Origin of the sequence: Streptomyces sp. NPDC056734, from assembly GCF_042790455.1 — a bacterium.
Lineage (GTDB): Bacteria > Actinomycetota > Actinomycetes > Streptomycetales > Streptomycetaceae > Streptomyces.
The window spans coordinates 1-19,474 of sequence record NZ_JBHTZD010000014.1; the positions used below are offsets into that span (position 1 = coordinate 1).

The 19,474-nt window shown below is 72.7% G+C and carries 16 protein-coding genes and 1 pseudogene; 3 read left to right on the top strand and 14 right to left on the bottom strand.

What is annotated here, in order from left to right; translation table 11 throughout:
- Positions 1-124: 124 nt before the first annotated feature.
- The 4 genes from ACFRFC_RS21595 to ACFRFC_RS21610 all read right to left on the bottom strand — a co-directional run bounded on the left by ACFRFC_RS21595 (position 125) and on the right by ACFRFC_RS21610 (position 3,202).
- Positions 125-442 (bottom strand): zf-TFIIB domain-containing protein, encoded by a 318-nt coding sequence (locus tag ACFRFC_RS21595; protein WP_382687671.1) that lies wholly within the window; start codon positions 440-442, stop codon positions 125-127.
- A gap of 80 nt (positions 443-522) precedes the next feature.
- A complete protein-coding gene (locus tag ACFRFC_RS21600; RefSeq protein WP_382687674.1) occupies positions 523-1,575 on the bottom strand; it encodes a phosphotransferase family protein in 1,053 nt (350 codons plus the stop codon).
- Positions 1,576-2,530: 955 nt separating this feature from the next.
- Complete coding sequence (locus tag ACFRFC_RS21605; protein ID WP_382687675.1) at positions 2,531-2,716, bottom strand: hypothetical protein; 186 nt, start codon at positions 2,714-2,716, stop codon at positions 2,531-2,533.
- Between the two features lie 210 nt (positions 2,717-2,926).
- On the bottom strand, positions 2,927-3,202 hold the full coding sequence (locus tag ACFRFC_RS21610) for a hypothetical protein (RefSeq protein ID WP_382687678.1): 276 nt from the start codon (positions 3,200-3,202) through the stop codon (positions 2,927-2,929).
- Between the two features lie 196 nt (positions 3,203-3,398).
- On the opposite strand from ACFRFC_RS21610, the gene ACFRFC_RS21615 reads away from it, so the two are divergent.
- Entirely contained in the window at positions 3,399-4,718 is a 1,320-nt protein-coding gene (locus ACFRFC_RS21615; protein WP_382687952.1) for a protein kinase, read from the top strand.
- 207 nt (positions 4,719-4,925) lie between these two features.
- Here the strand turns inward: ACFRFC_RS21615 and ACFRFC_RS21620 are convergent, their stop codons facing one another.
- The 9 genes and pseudogenes from ACFRFC_RS21620 to ACFRFC_RS21660 form a co-directional block, all read right to left on the bottom strand.
- Positions 4,926-5,744, bottom strand: coding sequence for a TrmH family RNA methyltransferase (locus ACFRFC_RS21620; RefSeq protein ID WP_382687681.1), 819 nt, complete (start codon positions 5,742-5,744; stop codon positions 4,926-4,928).
- A 64-nt stretch (positions 5,745-5,808) separates the two neighbouring features.
- Complete coding sequence (gene cobA / locus ACFRFC_RS21625; protein ID WP_382687683.1) at positions 5,809-7,065, bottom strand: uroporphyrinogen-III C-methyltransferase; 1,257 nt, start codon at positions 7,063-7,065, stop codon at positions 5,809-5,811.
- 392 nt (positions 7,066-7,457) lie between these two features.
- Positions 7,458-10,985 carry a nicotinate-nucleotide--dimethylbenzimidazole phosphoribosyltransferase gene (gene cobT / locus ACFRFC_RS21630; protein ID WP_382687686.1) on the bottom strand — a complete coding sequence of 1,176 codons (3,528 nt, stop codon included), beginning with the start codon at positions 10,983-10,985 and terminating at the stop codon, positions 7,458-7,460.
- 416 nt (positions 10,986-11,401) lie between these two features.
- A complete protein-coding gene (cbiE, locus tag ACFRFC_RS21635) occupies positions 11,402-12,607 on the bottom strand; it encodes a precorrin-6y C5,15-methyltransferase (decarboxylating) subunit CbiE (protein ID WP_382687688.1) in 1,206 nt (401 codons plus the stop codon).
- A 244-nt stretch (positions 12,608-12,851) separates the two neighbouring features.
- The gene (locus ACFRFC_RS21640; protein WP_382687690.1) at positions 12,852-13,490 is read right to left on the bottom strand and encodes a GNAT family N-acetyltransferase; all 639 of its coding nucleotides are present in this window, start codon (positions 13,488-13,490) and stop codon (positions 12,852-12,854) included.
- A gap of 150 nt (positions 13,491-13,640) precedes the next feature.
- Complete coding sequence (locus ACFRFC_RS21645) at positions 13,641-14,453, bottom strand: MetQ/NlpA family ABC transporter substrate-binding protein (protein ID WP_382687954.1); 813 nt, start codon at positions 14,451-14,453, stop codon at positions 13,641-13,643.
- 128 nt (positions 14,454-14,581) lie between these two features.
- Positions 14,582-15,414 (bottom strand): annotated as a pseudogene (locus tag ACFRFC_RS21650) (MetQ/NlpA family ABC transporter substrate-binding protein).
- Between the two features lie 164 nt (positions 15,415-15,578).
- Entirely contained in the window at positions 15,579-16,316 is a 738-nt protein-coding gene (locus tag ACFRFC_RS21655) for a methionine ABC transporter permease (RefSeq protein ID WP_382687693.1), read from the bottom strand.
- The gene (locus ACFRFC_RS21660) at positions 16,313-17,425 is read right to left on the bottom strand and encodes a methionine ABC transporter ATP-binding protein (RefSeq protein ID WP_382687695.1); all 1,113 of its coding nucleotides are present in this window, start codon (positions 17,423-17,425) and stop codon (positions 16,313-16,315) included. The genes ACFRFC_RS21655 and ACFRFC_RS21660 overlap by 4 nt, the downstream gene beginning before the upstream one ends.
- Positions 17,426-18,005: 580 nt before the next feature.
- Here ACFRFC_RS21660 and ACFRFC_RS21665 point away from each other — a divergent pair.
- Together ACFRFC_RS21665 and ACFRFC_RS21670 are read left to right on the top strand one after the other, a co-directional pair.
- Complete coding sequence (locus ACFRFC_RS21665) at positions 18,006-18,365, top strand: hypothetical protein (protein ID WP_382687698.1); 360 nt, start codon at positions 18,006-18,008, stop codon at positions 18,363-18,365.
- On the top strand, positions 18,346-18,780 hold the full coding sequence (locus tag ACFRFC_RS21670; protein WP_382687700.1) for a hypothetical protein: 435 nt from the start codon (positions 18,346-18,348) through the stop codon (positions 18,778-18,780). Before ACFRFC_RS21665 ends, ACFRFC_RS21670 begins: the two co-directional genes overlap by 20 nt.
- 149 nt (positions 18,781-18,929) lie before the next feature.
- Here ACFRFC_RS21670 and ACFRFC_RS21675 read toward each other — a convergent pair whose 3' ends face one another.
- Positions 18,930-19,427, bottom strand: a complete 498-nt coding sequence (locus tag ACFRFC_RS21675) for a GNAT family N-acetyltransferase (protein WP_382687702.1) — start codon at positions 19,425-19,427, stop codon at positions 18,930-18,932.
- Between the last annotated feature and the right edge of the window lie 47 nt (positions 19,428-19,474).

Below are 19,474 nucleotides of genomic sequence, written 5' to 3' on the forward strand. Positions count from 1 at the left end.
GAGAGCGCTTCCCTGACACGGAAGAGGTCACTGGTTCAATCCCAGTATCGTCCACACACCGGAGCCCCCGGCCGCCTCGCGCGGCCGGGGGCTCTTTCGTGCGGGCTCCTCGGTGCTGTCCGGGTCAGCTGGAGAACAGCATGCGCCCGAAGCTCTTCTGGCGGTGACCGTAGTGGCCGCCGCCATGGTGACCACCGGCGTGGTGACCGCCGCCGTGCGGGGCGCCCCAGGCGGGTGCGCCCGGGGCGGCGGGGGCCGCCGGGTACTGCGGAGCGGCCGGCGGGGGCGGGGGGCCGGGCTGGGCCCACTGGGACTCCAGCCGGGCCAGCGCCTCCAGCTCGCCGTAGTCCAGGAAGATCCCTCGGCAGTTGTTGCACTGCTCTATCTGAACACCATTGCGGTTGTATGTGTGCATCTGTCCAGGGCACTTCGGACACTGCATGCTCGGCTCAACTCCTCGCCGGTCGGTCCTGCTTCTCGTTTCGCCAGAACAGACTCTGTCCGGCGGCGGTCGGTTGCACCCTACTTCGCGTGATCTCGATTCAACTCCGTGGGTACGGGGGTGGTTGCCGGGGTGGGCACTGTGGTGGGTGCTGTGGCGGGTGCTGTGGCGGGTTCGTCTGGTGGGAGGGCCGCCATTCTCGCCACGGCGTCGATGACGGACTGTTCCACCTCGTCCAGCGGGCGGTCGGCGGCGAGGGCCTTGGTGAGGGTGGTGGCGGCCGTCTGGACGGTGAGGGCGCGGGCCGCGATGTCCAGGGCGGGCCAGGGGTCGCCGTCGGGCGGGACGGCGGGGCCACGGGCGGCGCGGTAGGCGGTGAGGAAGCGGGTCCACTCGTCGGGGGCGAGGAGTCCGCAGGCGTACCAGGCGGCGGGCCGGGCGAGGTCCCAGGCGGGGACGCCCACGCCGAGGTCGTCGACGTCTATGAGACGCCAGGGGCCGTCCGGGGCCGGGTGACGGACGAGCTGGCCGAGGTGGAGGTCGCCGTGACACAGGGTGGTGGCGTCCGGCATGGGGGCCTCGGCCCGGGCCCAGGCCGGGAGGGCGGCCCAGGCGCGCAGGACGGCGGAGGTCGCGGGGTGCGGGCCCGCTGCGCGCAGCCGGTCGACGGCACGGGCCGCCTTCGCGGGGCCGCGCATCGGGGGGAGGCGGGTGGAGTCGGGGGCGGGTGTGCGGTGGAGCGTGGCGAGGAGGGTGGCGGCGGCCTCCCACGGGGCGGCGTCGGGATCCTCCGGGTCGACCGGGGTGCCGTACGGCCAGAAGGTCACCGGGCGGCCGTGCAGGGAGACGGGGTCCGGGCGGAGCGGGGGGACGAAGACGCCGGGGAGGTGGGCGGCGGTGGCGAGGAGGGTGGTGAGGTGGGCCGGGTCGGTGGTGGGGGCGTGGGCCTTCGCGACGGTGCCGGCATGCCGGACGACGGTGGCGTCCGGGCGATCGGCGAGGGTGGCGGCTCCGCAGGCGCAGCCGGGGGGTGGGGCGGGCGGGGTGGGGCGGGTCATGCCGGTGGGGTGGCCGGGGTGGGAGTGGGCTGCGGTTCTGACTTTGGCCGTCAGGGCGGAGAGGAGGGTGGTCACGGGGGCCTTTTGGGGGTGGGGATTGGCTGCGGGCGTTTGTGGAGGGTACGGGAGGGAGGGTGGGGGTGCGGGGGGTTGGGGGTGGGGGCGCGGGGGGGGCGGTGGTCGGGGGTGGGGGTGACCGAGTGGGGAGGGACGTACATGTGGGGGTGGAGGGTGCGGAGGAGGTGGAGGAAGTGGAGGAAGCGGAGGGGTGAGTGTGTGTGGGTGTGTGGGTGGGTGCGGTGGCTTGGCGCGGGAGGGCCAGTGGGTGGGGCTGGTGAGCGTGGCCCGGCTGCCGCCCGGCGGGGCACGCAGGGCCGGGGGGGCACGCACGGCCGGGGGGGCACGCAGGGCCGGGGGGGCACGCAGGGCCGGGGCGGCACGCACGGCCGGGGCGGCACGCACGGCCGGGTGGACGCAGGTCTGGGGGCACGCACGGCCGGGGGCTGGTGAGGAGGGTCCGGCTGCCGCCGGCGGGGGGTGCGGGGCGGCCGGAGTCGCGGCGCGCGTGGGCCGGCAGGCGGCATGGGGCCGGAGGGGGGCGCGAGGTCGGCGGGGGCAGGGACACGGGTGGCCGTTGCTGGTCCCGGCGTGCGGGGGCTCTGGGCTGCCGGGCAGGTGTGAGGGCCCTTGGGGCGCGGAGGCGGCGGGCTGTCACAGGGCTCGGTGGAGGACGGATGGGCCGGCGGGGCTCGCTCGGTCGCTCGGTCGCTGTAACTGGCCGCGCCTGGTGGGGAAGGTGCGCCGCGAGGGGGCGGGCGTCGGTTGGCGTGGCTCGGGGTCGGGGACGTGCCGGGCCTGGGGGATGTGCCGGGCTCGCGGGATGTGCCGGGCCCGCGCGTGGGCGCAAAGCAATGCCGGCGCAGCTCCCCAGCTGCGCCGGCATTTTTTGCCGTCCGCCGCACCCCCGTCCCCACGGGGTTATGGGTGGATGTCCCCGCCCGGACCGCTCTTCCGGGCCTGGGGTCGCCGCTCAGCGCCCCAGCATCACGCCCACGGACGACGCCTGTGTGGCCACTGTCTCCCAGCCGTCGAAGACGACGAGGAGCAGGACCGCCAGGGGAAGGGCCATCAGCGTCGCCACCAGCGGGTGGCGCCTGTCCGCACGGCGCGGGCTTTCCTCTTCACGGATCAGTGTCCGCGGTGCCGTGTGGGCCATGGTCCCTCTCCTGACCGAACTCAGTTGTCGTTGGCAGCGGCGGGTGTCTGACCTCGGGGGACGAGTGCTGCACCCGCCGCTTGACCTCAAATCTAGGTGCGCGGGCGGCGCCGGGCGTCATGCCCTCGTACCGATTGGCGGGCCTCCCGGAGGATGAGCCACCTGCCGGTGAGTACTCCCCTGGGTGGAGACCAGGTCCTACGTCCTGGCCTAGGTCTCCGGGTCTTCCCGGAGGGGGCGCCCGGTCTGCCCGGACTTTTCCGAGCCGTCCTCCCGGGGTACCGGCTGCTCGACCAGAGCCAGCACACGGGTCGCCATGAAACGGGCCGTCCGCACGGGCGTGCCATTCCGAGTGACTTCGCTCACTTCGACCACTCCCCGGCGTACCGCCGTCTCCACGCGGCGGCCCGCCCGGCTCGCCACCACCTCGTACGTACGTGTCGTGTCCCCGGCGTCCACGACTATCTCCACACGATCACCCTTCACGCGGCCAATCCCCCTTCGATGTCGGCCCGTTGAGATCATGAGCGGCCCGAAAGCTCCCTGTTCGCACGCTCTCTGACCACTCTTCAAGTGTCCCACCCGGCACTGACAATCCGTCGGGCCGAGAGGGCGCGGCCTCTGCGCGCGGGCGGCCGTGGAAACGTAAGCTGTGGCTCGTCATACGGACCGGGCAGCGGGGATGAACATGGCGATGATGCGCCTGAGGCGCGAGGACCCGCGCGTCGTCGGCTCGTTCAAGCTTCACAGACGGCTCGGCGCGGGCGGGATGGGCGTCGTCTACCTGGGCTCCGACAAGAAGGGCCAGCGTGTCGCGCTGAAGGTGATCCGGCCGGATCTGGCGGAGGACCAGGAGTTCCGCTCGCGGTTCGCGCGTGAGGTGTCCGCCGCCCGGCGGATCCGGGGCGGGTGCACGGCCCGGCTGGTCGCGGCCGATCTGGAGGCGGAGCGGCCCTGGTTCGCCACGCAGTACGTGCCCGGTCCCTCGCTGCACGACAAGGTCGCCGATCAGGGGGCGCTGACCGCGGCCGAGGTCGCCATGGTGGGTGCCGCGCTGTCCGAGGGGCTGGTCGCGGTGCACGAGGCCGGGGTGGTGCACCGGGACCTCAAGCCGTCGAACATCCTGCTGTCGCCCAAGGGGCCACGGATCATCGACTTCGGCATCGCCTGGGCGACGGGCGCCTCGACGCTCACCCATGTCGGTACGGCCGTCGGCTCGCCGGGGTTTCTCGCGCCCGAGCAGGTGCGCGGCGCGATGGTCACGCCGGCCACCGATGTGTTCTCGCTGGGGGCCACCCTGGCGTACGCCTCGACCGGTGACTCGCCCTTCGGGCACGGCAGTTCCGAGGTGATGCTGTACCGGGTGGTGCACGAGGAGGCGCACCTGGACGGTGTGCCGGACGCCCTCGCCCCGCTCGTACGGGCGTGTCTGGCGAAGGATCCCGACGACCGGCCCAGCACGCTCGATCTGTCGTTGCGGCTGAAGGAGATCGCCGCGCGGGAGGCGCAGGACATGTACGACGGGCGTCCGCCCGCGCCGCGCGCCGCCGAGGCGGACCGGCCCACCGGGCGGCTCGCGGACACCTATCCGGAGCCGCAGCGGGTGCAGCGGCGTCCGCAGGGGCAGCGCGGGGCGACTCCGCCGCCACGGGGTGCCACTCCCCCGCCGCGCGGGGCCACGCCTTCGCGCGGGTCGGCTGCCGCGCGCGGCAACGCGCCCTCGCGCGGGGGCGGCGCGTCCCGTCCCGATGGTCCCGGGACCGGGACCTCGCGGTCCGGGGCGCGGCCGACTCCCGCCGGGCGCGGCACGCCCGCCGCGCGGAGCAACACGCGTTCCGGCGGGCAGTCCGCGCAGCGGCGTCCGCCTCCGCGCGGTACCGGGACGCGGTTGCGGCCCGCCAATCCCCGGCTGCTGCGGCAGCGGATCTTCGTCTTCGTGGTGGTGACGCTGCTGGTGGCGCTGGGGATCGCGCTGGTGCAGGGGTGTCAGGGGCCGGGCTGAGGGTTCGGTCCGAAGGCGGTTCGGGCCGCGGAGGGTTCGGGCCGGAGACGGTTCGGGCCGGAAGGCTGCGCCCTGTGGAGTGGTTGTGGTGCGGGTGCGGAGGGTGCGGCACGCGCGCGTGGGTGTGGTTTTTGCGGTGCTCGCGACACGCCCGGGGGCCTGAAGGCAGGGGCCGACCGGCGTGTCGGATGCGGGACGCGGCGGTGTCTACAGCTGTGGGCGGCCCGTCGCCACCGCGTAGAAGGCGACCGCCGCCGCGGCGCCCACGTTGAGGGAGTCCACGCCGTGGGCCATGGGGATGCGGACCCATGCGTCGGCCGCGACCAGAGCTTGGGTGGAGAGGCCGTCGCCCTCGGCGCCGAGCATCAGGGCGACGCGGTCCATGCGGTGGGGCGCGGCCTCGTCCAGGGACGCGGCCTTCTCGTCGGGGGTGAGGGCCAGCAGGGTGAAGCCTGCCTCACGGACGGAATCCAGGCCCCTGGGCCAGGTGGTGACGCGGGCATAGGGGACGGAGAAGACCGCGCCCATGGAGACCTTCACACTGCGGCGGTAGAGCGGGTCGGCGCAGTCCGGGGAGAGCAGCACGGCGTCCATGCCGAGGGCGGCGGCCGAGCGGAAGATCGCGCCGATGTTGGTGTGGTCGTTGACCGACTCCATGACGACGACCCGGCGGGCGCTCCGGAGCAGGTCGGCCGCCGTGGGGAGCGGCTTGCGCTGCATGGAGGCGAGGGCACCGCGGTGGACGTGGTAGCCGGTGACCTGTTCGGCGAGTGCGGGGCTGACGGCGTAGACCGGGGCGGGGAGTTCGTCGATGACGTCGCGCATGACGTCGACCCATTTCGCGGACAGCAGCATCGAACGCATCTCGTAGCCCGCGTCCTTGGCCCGGCGGATCACCTTCTCGCCCTCGGCGATGAACAGGCCCTCGGCGGGTTCGCGTCTGCGCCGTAGCTCCACGTCGGTCAGGTCCGTGTAATCGCTCAGGCGCGGGTCGTCGGGATCATCGACGGTGATGAGATCGGCCACAGGGTGTTACTGCCTTGTCGTGCGTGCGGTGCCAACGGCTGGGAATGAGTTGCGTTACCCGGGGTTACTCGCGGGTGGGGGTGCCGGGGCGGGCGGCGGGGTCCGGGCCCACGTTCACGACCTCGCCCATGACGATCACCGACGGGGGCTTCACCTCGTGCGTGCGGACCGCCTCCGCGACCTCGGCGAGGGTCGTGTCCACGCGGCGCTGGGCGGCCGTGGTGCCCTCCTGGACCAGGGCGACCGGGGTGTCCGGGGACTTGCCGTTCGCGATCAGGGTGTCGGCGATCTTGCCGATCTTGTCGACGCCCATGAGGATCACCAGGGTGCCGGAGAGCTTGGCGAGGGACGCCCAGTCGACCAGGGAGTTCTTGTCGTCCGGTGCGATGTGGCCGCTGACCACGGTGAATTCATGGGCGATGCCCCGGTGGGTGACCGGGATGCCCGCGGCCCCGGGCACGGAAATGGAGCTGGAGATGCCGGGGACGACCGTGCAGGGGATGCCGGCCTCGGCGAGGGCCTGGACCTCTTCCATGCCCCGGCCGTAGACGTACGGGTCGCCGCCCTTGAGGCGTACGACGGACTTGCCCTGCTTGGCGTGTTCGATCAGGGCGTTGTTGATGGCCTCCTGGGCCATGAAGCGGCCGTACGGGATCTTCGCGGCGTCGATCACCTCGACGTGCGGCGGGAGTTCGGCGAGCAGGGCGCGCGGGCCTAGGCGGTCGGTGATCACGACGTCGGCCTCGGCGAGCAGGCGCCGGCCGCGCACGGTGATCAGGTCCGGGTCGCCGGGGCCGCCGCCGACCAGGGCGACGCCGGGGGTGCGGGTGCGGTGGTGGGGGGCGACGAGGGTGCCGTCGCGCAGGCCCGCGACGACCGCGTCCCGGATGGCGGCGGTGTGGCGGGGGTCGCGGGACCTGGAGTCGGTGGTGAGGATCGCGACCGTGACGCCCTCGCTGTGGCCGGTGGCCGGGGTCCAGGCGGTGGCGGCGTCGGCGTCGTCGGCGCGGACGGCCCATACGCGGTGGCGCTCCGCTTCCGCGGAGGCTCGGGCGTTGGCGTCGGGGTCGCTGGTGGCGATCAGGGCGTACCAGGCGTCCGCGAGGTCGCCTTCCGCGTATGAGCGGCGGGACCAGGTGATCTCGCCGGTGTCCGCCATCGCCTCGACCGAGGGGGTTGCCTCCGGCGAGATCAGCAGGATCCGTGCGCCGGACGCGATCAGGGCGGGCAGGCGGCGCTGGGCGACCTGGCCGGCGCCGAGTACCACGACCTTGCGGTCGGCCAGGCGGAGTCCTACCGGGTAGGCGGGGTGTTCTGCCATGGGTGTGGCTCCTTGTGCGGGCGGGGGGCTTGGTGGGTGGGTGGGTGTGTGTGGGTGTCGGTGTGAGTGTGGGGTGCGGTGTGGGTGGTGATGCCCTGACGTGCGGATTTTATGTCGGGGGGGTGGGGGTGTGCGGGTGGGGTTCGGGCGCGAGGGGTTGTGGGGGGTGGGGAGGGTGGGCGAGTGGCGGTTGTGGGGGGCTGGTCGCGCAGTTCCCCGCGCCCCTTACGGCGTTAGCCCCCAGGGCGTAAACCGTCGCAGTGTCGGGCCTCGGGGCGTCACATCGCATCGTGGCTGACCTTGGGGCGTCGGACTTTGCCTGCGTCGGGTTCATCCGCCCGTTGGGTGGGCCCCCGGCCCCCTTCCCGGCGTCGGAGAAGGGGGCCCGGGTGTTACTTCTCCGTGACGCCGGCCGAGTCGAATGTGGCGACCTCGTGCATCGCTCTGGCCGTGCTCTGGACCATGGGGAGGGCCAGGAGGGCGCCGGTGCCCTCGCCCAGGCGGAGGTCCAGGTCGACCAGGGGGCGCAGGCCGAGTTTGTTGAGGGCGGCCACATGGCCCGGTTCGGCGCTGCGGTGGCCCGCGATGCAGGCGGCCAGGACCTCGGGGGCGATGGCGCGGGCGACCAGGGCGGCGGCGCCCGCGCTGACGCCGTCCAGGATCACCGGCGTACGCAGGGACGCGCCACCGAGCAGCAGGCCGACGATCGCCGCGTGTTCCAGGCCGCCGATCGCGGCGAGGACGCCGATGGGGTCGGCCGGGTCCGGCTGGTGGAGGTCGATGGCCCTGCGCACGACCTCGGTCTTGCGGGCGAGGGTCTCGTCGTTGATGCCGGTGCCACGGCCCGTGACCTCGGACGGGTCGGTGTCCGTGAAGACCGCGATCAGCGCGGCGGACGCGGTGGTGTTCGCGATGCCCATCTCGCCGGTCAGCAGCGCCTTGTTGCCCGCGGCCACCAGATCGCGGGCCGTCTCGATGCCCACCTCGATCGCCGCCTTGGCCTCCTCGCGCGTCATCGCGGGGCCGGTGGTCATGTCGCCCGTGCCCGCGCGGACCTTGCGCGGCAGCAGACCGGGGGTGGCGGGGAGGTCGGAGGCCACACCCACGTCCACGACACACACCTCCGCGCCGACCTGGCTCGCGAAGGCGTTGCAGACCGCTCCCCCACCGAGGAAGTTGGCCACCATCTGGGCGGTGACCTCCTGCGGCCAGGGGGTGACGCCCTGGGCGTGGACCCCGTGGTCACCCGCGAAGACCGCCACCGCCGCGGGCTCGGGGATCGGCGGCGGGCACTGCCGGGACAGCCCGGACAGCTGCGCGGAGATGATCTCCAGCATGCCGAGCGCGCCGGCCGGCTTGGTCATCCGCTTCTGCCGTTCCCACGCCTCGCCGAGCGCCTTGGCGTCCAGCGGGCGGATCTGGGCGACGGTCTCGCCCAGCAGGTCGTGCGGCTCCTCACCGGGCAGCGCGCGACGGCCGTACGTCTCCTCGTGCACGACCCACGACAGCGGGCGGCGTCTGGACCAGCCGAACTGCGCCAGCTCGCATTCCTCCGGGAACTCGTCCACGTACCCGACGCACAGGTACGCCACGACCTCCAGGTGTTCGGGCAGGCCGAGCGTGCGGACCATCTCCCGCTCGTCGAAGAACGAGACCCAGCCGACGCCCAGGCCCTCGGCGCGCGCCGCCAGCCACAGGTTCTCGACGGCCAGCGCGGAGGAGTACGGCGCCATCTGCGGCTGGGTGTGCCGGCCCAGCGTGTGGCGGCCGCCGCGGGTCGGATCGGCGGTGACCACGATGTTCACCGGGGTGTCGAGGATCGCCTCGATCTTCAGTTCCTTGAACTGCTTCGCCCGGCCCTTCGGCAGCGACTTGGCGTACGCGTCGCGCTGGCGCATCGCCAGGTCGTGCATCGCGCCGCGCGTCTCCGTGGAGCGGATCACCACGAAGTCCCAGGGCTGCGAGTGCCCGACCGAGGGCGCGGTGTGGGCGGCCTCCAGGACCCGCAACAGCACCTCGTTGGGGATCGGGTCACTGCGGAAGCCGTTGCGGATGTCCCGCCGCTCCCGCATGACCTTCAGCACGGCCTCGCGCTCCGCGTCGTCGTACGCGGGGGCGGCCGGCGTACTTGCCGGTGCGCCTGCCGCCGTACCTGCCGGCTGGGGTTCCGGTGTCTCCGGGAGTTCCTCGGCCACGGGGATCTCCGGGGGCTCCGGGGACTGTTCGCCGACCTCCTGCGTCACCTGGATCACCTGGACCACCTGGGTCTCCAGGATCGCCTGGTCTTCCTGCTCGGCGGCCCTGGTGTCCAGGTCGTCCGCGTGCTGTACGACTCCGGCGTCCTGCTGCTCCCCCGCCGAGGGCGTCTCCTCGGCCTCGCGCGGGGCCGGGACCGTGACAAAGGGTTCCGGCTGGGCGGGGGGCTCGGGGGCCTGCCGCGGCTGGATCGCTTCCGGCGGTACGACGATGGGGTGCGGTGGGGTGGGGGCGAGGTGGGGAGTGGTGGGCACCTGGCCGGCCACCGGGACGAACTCGCCCAGGGGTTGGTGGGGAGGAGTCTCCACCGGGGCTTCGGTCACGCCCTGCGCGGGGGCTACGGGCTCGGGCTCGGGAGCCTCGTCGGGTGCGGGTGCGGGTGCGGGTGCGGGTGCGGGTGCGGGTGCGGGTGCGGGAGCTGGGGCGTGCTCGGGGGCGGTGACATCGGTGTCCAGGGCCGGTACGGGCATGGGCTGCGCCTCTGCCACCGGCGCGGGGGTGGGCGTCGTACCGGAATCGTCGGCCGGGGCATCCGCCGGGACCGGGACGGCAACCGGCTCCTCCGCCGTCGGCACGGGCACGTCCGCCGCGACCGCCTCGACCGCAGCGGCATCGAGCGTGCCCGTCGGTCCCGGCTGCTCTCCCGGAGCCGTGACGCCGGGTTCCTCTCCTGTGGTCGCGGCGCCCTCCACGCTCGCGGCGCCGCCGGGCTCGGGTGCCACGCCGGGCTCGGAGCCGTCGTACGACTGAGGCTGCGCTTGCGGCTGCGGCTGTGGCTCCGGCTGCTCGACGACCGGCTCCGGGGCCGGTTCGACGGCCGGTTCCACGGCCTGCTCCGCGACTGGCTCGACGGCCTGCTCCACAGCGGGCTCGATCACGGGCGCGGTCACGGGCGCGGTCACTGGCACGGTCACGGGCGCGGTCACGGGCTCGATCGCAGGCTCAGGGACCGGCTCGGTGACGGGCTCAGTGACGGGCTCATCCACAGGCTCGACGGACGGTTGTGCGGCCGTCTCCACGACCGGCTGCGCGATCTGCTCCGCCGCCACCGGCTCGGCGACAACCCCCACGGCCCCGCCCGCCATCACGGGCTGCGGCACGAGCGCCGGGGCAACCGTTTCCGCGGGTGACGGGGTGACCGGCGCCAGGGTGGGGGCCGCGGGGCCCCAGGGGGCGGCGCTCTGAGGGGCCGTCTCGTGCAGGCGGGAGGTGTCGAGGTACTCGGGGCCGGGGGGGCGGGCCGGGACGCCCGCGGGGCCGCGGTCGGCGAGGGAGCGGACCGGGCTGGCGGAGGCGTCGGGGGTGGGCGGGCCGAGGTGCAGCGGGCGGCGCGGGGCCATCGCGGCGGCGGGCACGGCCGGGCCGGGGAGCCGGACGCCGGTGAGGTCGACGTGGCCGCTGTCCCGGCCCGCGGTCTCGTGTGCGCCGGGCTGGTGCGGGGCGTCGGCCACCGGCACCGCGTCGGCCACCGGCTCGGCCTCGACCACCGGCTCGGGCGCGGGCGGCGCCACCTCGTTGCCCCATGCGCTCTGGGCACCCGGCAGCAGCAGGTCTTCGTCCTCGGAGAGGAAGGTGTACGCGCCGGGCGTGGGGACTCCCGGCTGCTCCACCGTGCCTGCGTGCTCCGGCAGTCCCTCGCCCGGGATCTGGCCGGTGTCGGTCATGCGTACCCCTCGCCCATCGGTTAGTGCTCCTGCCAGCTCACCCGGAACGGCGCACCGACCGCCCGCAGTGAAGAACGAGCGTGCGTGCCCTGCGGCACGAACGACCCGCCGGAAAAGACGACAAAGCCATACGGTGGCATTGTCGCGGGCATTCACCCGCCACGACAGCTTGATCCGCGACGGCCCGCTGTGGACTGCGCCACGTTGCGCGTCCCCCGGTACGTGCCGTACCACACCCATCCCAAAACGGGCAGGTTTTCCGGACATTGACCGACGACTCGACGGGCTTCCGGCTGCGGTACAACGATCGGCCAGCCTACCGCGCGCGGTACGACAACCGGATCACAGGGCGCATGCGAGCAACCCCTTTTGACCTGCTTCGCCGGGGTTTTCGGCCGACTTTGTACGGGCCTTCGCTAGGGGCGTCCCAGCTCGCCGGAGATCAGGAAAGCGACGCTGCGTTCCGTCTCGGTCCAGGCCCTGGTGTCCAGTTCCACGGACTGGAGCAGGGCGCACTCGATCCGGTAGCCGTGCTCGGTCAGCTCGCGGCCGATGCGCTCGGCGGCGTCGCGGGTGGCGGCGTGGGTGACGATGCGTTCGGGGCGTCGGTCGGCGACCGCGAGGACCACGGCCGCTCCGCCGCCGCCGACGCGGACGACATCGGGCTCGGGGAGGTCCTCCAGGGCGTGCGGGGCGATGCCGTGGACGATCTGGAGGTGGACGCCGTGCCGGCGGGCGGCGGCGTCGGTGCGGGCGCAGGCGCGCGGGTCGAGGTCGACGGCGATGACGGCGGCGCCCGCCGCGGCGGCCTCGGTGGCGAAGGCGCCCGCCCCGCAGCCGATGTCCCAGACCAGGTCGCCGACGCGGGGGCCGAGGCGGGCCAGTTGGGCGGCGCGCAGCACCTGCCGTTCGCCCTCGGCGAGTTCACCCCCGTACGCCTCGGGGGGCCGGGTCCAGCCGCGCGGTCCGGCGGCCGGGTCGCGGCCCGCGATCCAGCCGCCGCCCTCGACATGGGCGACGGGACCGCCGATGACGATGACCACGTTGGGGTCGCGCCAGATGCGGTCGGCGGCGTTGTCCGAGCTGACGACGGAGACCTTCTCGCGCCCGGTGCCGAGTTCCTCGCAGACGACGAAGGAGCGGTGCACCCCGTCGAGCAGCAGGCCGAGTTCGGCGGGTCCGGCGCCGGGTGAGGTGAGGACGGCGACTTTGGTGTGGGCCCGGCATACGTTCACCGCGCGTCGCAGGGTGCGGGGGTGTGCGACGACCACTTGGGCGTCGTCCCAGGGCATTCCGGCGCGGGCGAAGGCGGCGGCGACGGAGGAGACCGCGGGGACGACCTCGACCTCCAGTCCGTGCTCGGGCGCGCGCAGGGCGCGTACGACACCGAAGAAGCCGGGGTCGCCGTCGGCGAACACCACCGCCGTGCCGCGGTGGGCGGCGATCCGGCGGGCGGCGAGGGCGAGGCTGCCGAGGCGGACGCGCTCGGCGGTGCCGGGTACCTCGGGCAGTGCCAGGTGATGGGCGGCACCGGCCACCAGTGTGGCGGCGCCGAGGGCGGAGCGTGCCGCGGCGGTCAGCGGCGAGCCGTCCCAGCCGATCACCGTGACCCGGTCGGCCATGGTCGTCAGTCTCCAGGGGGGGGATGTGCGCAGGTCGTCGGGTGCTCGCGGCGGGCGCGGGCTCCGAGAGCGTACCCCGCGATCAGTTCGGAGCGCGGCACCGCGTTCGGTCCGGCCGGGCGCGGACGGACGGACGGACGGACCGGAGAGTCTGCGGGAAGGACTGTGGTGCCCGCTCGGGTCGGGGCGGGGGTATGGCGATCGGTTCCCGTCGGGATGTTCACCCCCCGTCGGGATACGGCCGTCAGTTCCAGTCGGGATACGAGTGGAAGCCCCCGGTGTCCGCGAGTTGGCCGCTGGTGCCCTCCAGGTCCTCCGGGAGCAGGCTCCAGACGATGTAGTCCGTGCGGGCCTCGCTCCAGGTGCCGTTCTCCGCGCGGACGCGCGCTATGCAGGCGCCGCGCAGCACGCCCTCGCTGATGCTGCCGATCTTCTGGGCGACCTGCTGGGCGGCGGTGTTGTCGGCGCCCGTCCGCAGCTCGATCCGTTCGAACATCTGGTCCTGGAACAGCCATCGGGCGGTGGCGAGCGCGGCCTCGGAGGCATAGCCCTCGCCCCTGGCCCAGGGGGCGATGAGATACATGAGTTCGGTGGAGCGGACATGCCAGTTGGTCCTGCCGAGGCGGATGACACCGACCAGCCGCTGGGTGAGGAACTCGGTGACGGCCAGGTCGAGGCCGCGGCCCGCGACCCGCTCGGCGAGTGCGCCCCGGCTGATCCAGGCGCGGGCGGCCGGTTCGGAGAACGGATGCTCCACGTCCGTCCAGGCGACGACCTGCTCGTCGTTCATCATCTCGGTCAGCGCGGGCACGTCGTCGTCCTCCAGCGGACGCAGCACCAACCGCTCCGTGCTGATGGAGATGGTGGGAAAGGTGCTCATCATGCGCCGCTCCGTAACCGTCGGTGTGACCGTCTCAGCCGTCAAGTCCCGCTGAACTGCCCAGCATGCAGCATGCGAGCGCCGCGTCGCACCACGGGGTGCGCTCCGTCGTGGGGAGCGCACCCCGTGGTGCCGGCGGTCGCGGGGTCAGCCTCAGGCCACCGGAAGCACCGAGCCCTGGTACTTGTCCTCGATGAACTTCTTCACGTCGGCGGAGGCCAGCAGCTTCGCCAGCTTCTCGACCTGCGGGTCGTCCTCGTTGCCGCGTTTGACGGCGAGGATGTTGGCGTAGGGGTTGTCCTTCGCGGATTCCAGCAGGACGACGTCCTTCGCCGGGCTCAGGCCCGCGTCCTGCGCGAAGTTGTTGTTGATGACCGCGGCGGCCACGTCGTCGAGCGAGCGCGGCAGCTGGGCGGGTTCCAGTTCCTTGAAGGTGAGGTTCTTCGGGTTGTCCGCGATGTCCGCGGGGGACGCGTCGGTGCCCGCGTCCGGCTTGAGCGTGATGACGCCCTGCGCGGCCAGCAGTTGCAGGGCCCGGCCCTCGTTGGTCGTGTCGTTGGGCACGGCGACGGTGGCTCCGTCGGGCAGCTCGCGGACGTCCTCGACCTGCTTCGAGTACACGCCCATGGGCGGCAGATAGGCGTCCACGACCGGGACCAGGTCGGTGCCCTTGGCCTCGTTGAAGTCGTCCAGGTAGGGCTTGTTCTGGTAGAGGTTCGCGTCCAGCGAGCCTTCCTGGAGGGCGGTGTTGGGCACGACGTAGTCGGTGAACTCGCGGATCTCCAGGCTGAGCCCGGCGTCGGCGGCGAGGTGGTCCTTGACGTACGTCAGGACCTCGCCGGCCGGGACCGCGGTGGCGCCGACGACGAGGGTGTCGCCGTCGGCGCCGCCGCTGCCGGAGCCGGTGCCGGAGCCGCAGGCCGTGAGCGCGAGGCCCAGGGTGAGTGCGGCGGAGGTCGCGAGCAGTGCGGTGCGGCCGCTGGGGGCGCGGTGCTTCCCGGTGTGCTGCTTCACGGCGTCCTGCTTCTCGGCGTCCTGCTTCTCGGCGTGCTGCTTCTCGGCATGCTGCTTCACGGTGTGCTGCTTTCCCGTGCTCAGAAGGCAGCGACGACGGAGCCGTCGTACGTGTCGTCGATGAACTTCTTCACCTGGGCGAGGTGAGCAGCTCGGCCAGTTCCTTGATGCGCGGGTCGTCCTCGTTGCCCTGCTTCACCGCGAGGAAGTTGCCGTACGGATTGCCCTCGGGGGACTCGGCGACCAGGGCGTCCTTGGCCGGGCTGAGGTCGGCCTCCAGGGCGTAGTTGCCGTTGATCACGGCCGCGTCGACATCGCCGAGGGAGCGCGGCAGCTGGGCCGCCTCCAGCTCCTTGAACTGGAGGTCCTTCGGGTTGGACGCGATGTCCTTGGGCGTGGCCTCGTAGCCGACGCCGGACTTCAGGGTGATGACGCCGTTGGCCTCCAGCAGCTTCAGCGCGCGGGCCTCGTTGGTGGTGTCGTTGGGGACGGCGACCGTGGCGCCCTGCTCCAGTTCGTCGAGGCTCTTCAGGCCGTCGGAGTAGACGCCGAGCGGCTCCAGATGGACGGTGGCGCCGGGGACGGCAACGATGTCGGTGCCGTTCTTCTCGTTGAAGTCGTCCAGGTAGGGCTGGTGCTGGAAGTAGTTGGCGTCGACCTCGCCGTCCTGGACGGCCGTGTTGGGGGTCACGTAGTCGGTGAACTCCTTGACCTCCAGTTCCAGGCCGGCGTCCGCGGCGAGGTTGTCTCTGACGTAGTTGAGGATCTCGGCGTGTGGGATGGCGGTGGCGGCGATGGTGAGCGGACCGTCGGCGCCGGCGCCGGAGTTCTCTTGCGAGCCGCAGGCGGAGAGTCCGAGGGTGAGGGCTCCGGCGGCGAGGGCAGCGGTGGTGATCTTGGCGGTGTTACGCACGAAAAGTGCCTTTCCTGTGGGGTGGTGCGGCCCCGCGGTGGTGTGCGGGGCGCGCGGGCATATGGGGTGGGCCGGACGGCCCTCGGGAAGGGAGGGGTGGGGCCGGACGGCCCCGGTGGACCGGGCGTGGGGCCGGACGGCCCTCGGGAACAGGGGAGGTGGGGCTAGACGGCCTTGCCGATCTCGGCGGTCCCGGTCTCCTTGGCCCGCAGCAGGGCGAGCCGGGGCAGCGGGCCGGACGCGCCGCCGCGGCGGTGCAGCCTGCGGGCCGCGTAGTCGCCGGCGAACTGGATCAGGGAGATCCCGACGGCGAGGATCGCCACGGTGATCCACATCAGGCCGGTCTCGAAGCGCTGGTAGCCGTAGCGGATGGCGAGGTCGCCGAGTCCGCCGCCGCCGACCGTGCCGGCCATCGCGGAGTAGCCGATGAGGGCGATGACGGTGGTCGTGGTGGAGGCGATCAGGGACGGCAGGGACTCGGGGATGAGCACCTTGCGGACGATGGTCCAGGTGTTGCCGCCCATCGACTGGACGGCCTCGACCAGTCCGTGGTCCACCTCGCGCACGGCCGTCTCGACCAGCCGGGCGAAGAACGGGATGCCGCCGATGGCCAGCGGGACGATCGCGGCCTCGCTGCCGATGGTGGTGCCGGTGACCCAGCGGGTGAAGCCCATCAGCGCGACCATCAGGATGATGAACGGCATCGAGCGGCCGACGTTCACGATCTGCCCGATGACCTTGCTGACCACGGTGTTCTGGAGGAGCCCGCCCCGGTCGGTGAGGACCAGCAGCACCCCGATCGGCAGACCGGCGGCGACGGCGATCAGGGTGGACCAGCCGACCATGATCAGGGTCTCGGTACACGCCTGCTCCAGCAGGGGCTGTATCTCGGACCAGGTCACTGGGCACCTTCCTTGGCGAGAGTGGGCCGGGCGCCCGTCGTGTCGGTCCCCGCACCGGCGGCGGCGTCGCGGTCACCGGCGGCGTCACCGGCCGGGTCGGCGGCCCGCTCGCCGACCACGTCGATCTGGAGTCCCTGCTCGCGCAGGAACCCGACGGGCACGACGTTGTCCTCGTAGCGGCCGGGCAGTTCGATGCGCATCCGGCCGACCTGGAGGCCGCCGACGGTGTCGATGGCGGCGCCGAGGATCGAGATGTCGATGTTGTAGGTGCGGGACAGCTGGGAGATGACCGGCTGGGTGGCGGTCTCGCCGTGGAAGGTGATGTCGAGGACGGTCCGGTCGTCGGCCGAGGCGTCGCCGGTCACCGGGAAGAGCGCGGCTGCCAGTTCCGAGCCGGGGGTGGCGAGCAGTTCGCTGACCGTGCCGGACTCGACGATCCGGCCCCGGTCCATCAGGGCGGCGGAGTCGCAGACGCTCTTGACCACATCCATCTCGTGGGTGATGAGCAGGACGGTCAGGCCGAGTTGCCGGTTGAGGTCGCGCAGCAGGTGCAGGATCGAGCGGGTGGTCTCGGGGTCGAGGGCGCTGGTGGCCTCGTCGGAGAGCAGCACCTTGGGGTCACCGGCCAGGGCGCGGGCGATGCCGACGCGCTGCTTCTGGCCGCCGGAGAGCTGGGCCGGGTAGGACTTGGCCTTGTCGGCGAGGCCCACCAGGTCGAGCAGCTCCAGCGCCTTGAGGGAACGTTCCCGCCCCGACTTGCCGAGGATCTCCAGCGGCAGTTCGACGTTGTCCTGCACGGTCCGCGAGGACAGCAGGTTGAAGTGCTGGAAGACCATGCCGATACGGCTGCGGGCCCGCCGCAGTTCCTTCCCCGCGCGCGGGCCGCGTCCGGCGAGCGCGGTGAGGTCCTGGCCGGCCACGGTGACCGTGCCGGAGGTGGGGCGTTCCAGCAGATTGACGCAGCGGATGAGCGAGGACTTACCGGCCCCGGACTGGCCGATGACGCCGTAGACCTCGCCTTCGCGGACATGCAGATCGACGCCGTCGAGGGCGGTGACCGCACGGCCGCGCGAGCGGTAGACCTTGGTCAGGTCCGTTGTCGTGATCACTGAGGATTCCGTCACTGTCGAGTGCGGGCGTGGGTGTGCGCCGGGCACGGGTGCATACGGTCGGGAGCACGGCACGGTTCTCGCGGTGGCGAGCAAGCCGGGGAGAACAGGCGCGCGGGGCGGGCTCGGTCCGGCCGCATCCGGTACGGGAACGCGGGCGCGGACGTGAGCGGTCCCGCTTCGGGGCGCGGGACTCGGGTGGTGCGGGGGCCCTCTAGAAAGCGCGCATTCGACACATACAGCGAGCACCGGGCGTCGTGGTCGCCTCGGTCGCAAGGGTGCGGCTGCTCGTCGTGGTCATGCGAGCAGTAAACCAGACGTACGGTCCTTACCGGTGACCGTTGTCCGGATAGTGGACACACGTGGACACCTCTGTCCGGTGTCCGGGGCACGGCCCGGGATCTCCGCTCCCCCGCCCGTGACCAGCACGGACAGGGCGGAGAGGGCTGCCGCGACCAGGTGGGCGGGGAGTTCCCGGGCCGGCCGGGCTGTGGCCAACGCCACGGTGGCCGTCCCGGCGGAACGGGGCACTCCGGGGGCGGCGGCGGCAGGCGCTCCGGCCCGTAATAGGGTCGGCGGCATGCTCGAAGTCCTGACTCTGGTGACCGGTGTCGCCGCGTTGCTGCTGGCCGCGTGGTGCGGCTGGGCCGCGTACCGGGATCAGCCGACGAAGGACTGGCACTTCATCGGGATGGCCGTGGTGTCGGTGCTGGCGCTGGTCCAGCTGGTCGCCGGGATCGTGCTGCTGGCGCGCGGCGAGCAGCCGGACCAGGGCACGACGATCTTCGTGGCGTATCTGATCGGGTCGTTCGCGTGTGTGCCGGCCGCCGGGTTCATGTCGCTGGCCGAGCGGACCAAGTGGGGGTCGGTGACGGTCGCCGCCGGCGGGGTCGTGCTGGCCGTTCTGGAGGTGCGGCTCTATGACATCTGGGCGGGCTGAGGTGGGTACGGCGGCACGCTCCCGGCTGATCAGCGGTCCGGGGACGCTGCTGGTGTGGCTGTACGGCGTGATGGTCGTCGGTGCGGTGTCGCGGTCGGCCGTGCAGATCGCGACGCAGTTCGACAGGGCGCCGCTCGCGTACACGCTGTCCGCGCTCGCCGGGGTTGTCTACGGGTTCATCACGTACTCGCTGGTGCGGGGTGGGGAGCGGGCGCGGCGGGCGGCGTTCGTGTGCTGTGCGGTGGAGTTGGCGGGGGTGCTGGGGGTGGGGACCTGGACCCTGATCGAGCCCTCCGCGTTTCCCGACTCGACGGTGTGGTCCGACTTCGGGATGGGCTATCTGTTCATTCCGGTGATCCTGCCGGTGACGGCGATGTATTGGCTGCGGAGGGCGCGGGGCGGGGCGGGGGGCTGAGCGTTGTCGGCGGCTTTCCCCACGTCGTGGTTGCTCGCGCAGTTCCCCGCGCCCCTTGGGGCGTGGCGGTCGCCGCTCGCTGACAGGGTCCGGCGTCGGGCTGTCTGACGGTCTGACGGTCTGGCCTCAGGCCGCCTTTAAGTCCGGCCTTATGCCGTCTGTACGAACGTGCCCGCCGGCTTTTCCAGGATGACCATCGGGACGCCGTCCTTGCCCTTCTCCGTGCCGACCGTCTCGTAGCCCACCTTGCGGTAGAGGCGGAGGTTGCCCTCGCTGCGGTGGCCGGTGTGGAGGCGGAAACGTTTCGTGCCGTGCCGGTCGGCGAGGGCGGACTCGGCGGCCTTGAGGAGACGGGCGCCGATGCCATGGCCCTGGAGGCGGGGGTGGACGCAGAGCCGGCCGATGGCGGCGGAGCCGTCCTCGCGCGCCGCGCCGCGCACCGCGCCGATCACCTCGTCGCCGAGCCGGGCCACGAAGACACAGTCCCCGGCGATCTCCGCGCGGACCTCGTCCAGGGTCTCGACCAGCGGGTCGATGCGGTAGTTGCCGTACAGGGCGGCCTCGCTCTGGAAGCACAGGTATTGAAGCTTGAAGATCTGCTCGGCGTCGTGCCCGGTCGCCTCGGAGATGACCACGCTCATGCCCATGTGTGCACGCCTCCCGCTCACCTGTCGCCTGTCGTCCCTCACTCCTA

Excerpts from the sequence above, each read along its gene's own strand:
- ACFRFC_RS21595 (WP_382687671.1), bottom strand. The coding sequence starts at position 442 with ATGCAGTGTCCGAAGTGCCCTGGACAGATGCACACATACAACCGCAAT.
- ACFRFC_RS21605 (WP_382687675.1), bottom strand. The coding sequence starts at position 2,716 with ATGGCCCACACGGCACCGCGGACACTGATCCGTGAAGAGGAAAGCCCG.
- ACFRFC_RS21615 (WP_382687952.1), top strand. The coding sequence starts at position 3,399 with ATGAACATGGCGATGATGCGCCTGAGGCGCGAGGACCCGCGCGTCGTC.
- cobA (WP_382687683.1), bottom strand. The coding sequence starts at position 7,065 with ATGGCAGAACACCCCGCCTACCCGGTAGGACTCCGCCTGGCCGACCGC.
- cobT (WP_382687686.1), bottom strand. The coding sequence starts at position 10,985 with ATGACCGACACCGGCCAGATCCCGGGCGAGGGACTGCCGGAGCACGCA.
- cbiE (WP_382687688.1), bottom strand. The coding sequence starts at position 12,607 with ATGGCCGACCGGGTCACGGTGATCGGCTGGGACGGCTCGCCGCTGACC.
- ACFRFC_RS21640 (WP_382687690.1), bottom strand. The coding sequence starts at position 13,490 with ATGATGAGCACCTTTCCCACCATCTCCATCAGCACGGAGCGGTTGGTG.
- ACFRFC_RS21665 (WP_382687698.1), top strand. The coding sequence starts at position 18,006 with ATGCTCGAAGTCCTGACTCTGGTGACCGGTGTCGCCGCGTTGCTGCTG.
- ACFRFC_RS21670 (WP_382687700.1), top strand. The coding sequence starts at position 18,346 with ATGACATCTGGGCGGGCTGAGGTGGGTACGGCGGCACGCTCCCGGCTG.
- ACFRFC_RS21675 (WP_382687702.1), bottom strand. The coding sequence starts at position 19,427 with ATGGGCATGAGCGTGGTCATCTCCGAGGCGACCGGGCACGACGCCGAG.